This window comes from Sulfitobacter sp. 15WGC, assembly GCF_005068605.1.
In the GTDB taxonomy this organism is placed as follows: Bacteria; Pseudomonadota; Alphaproteobacteria; order Rhodobacterales; family Rhodobacteraceae; genus Sulfitobacter; species Sulfitobacter faviae.
Map to the genome: position 1 here is coordinate 1 of NZ_SZNL01000106.1, position 255 is coordinate 255.

The 255-nt window shown below is 58.0% G+C and carries 1 protein-coding gene; it reads right to left on the bottom strand.

What is annotated here, in order from left to right; translation table 11 throughout:
- A partial coding sequence (locus FCK22_RS18165; RefSeq protein ID WP_211243599.1) for a glucuronate isomerase occupies positions 1-226 on the bottom strand: 226 nt, incomplete at its 3' end.
- Positions 227-255 lie beyond the last annotated feature (29 nt).

The window sequence follows — 255 nt, forward strand, 5'->3', positions numbered from 1 at the left end:
CCAACGCGATCCCCTGAGAATGGAGCATCCGGAACACATAGTGATCGGGCGTGACGAACAGCTCGGGCGGGTTGGCGAAAGCTTTGTTTTCCGCGAACCAGCGCGGATCAGTATGGCCATGAGGGCTGATGATGGGTAGATCGCGCACCCCATCATAAAGCGTGCGTGCCAGTTCTCTTAGCTTGGGTTCAACCGGAAACAAGCGGTCGGGGTGAAGCAGGGTCATCACGGGGCCTTTGCTGATGTCGCATCTGG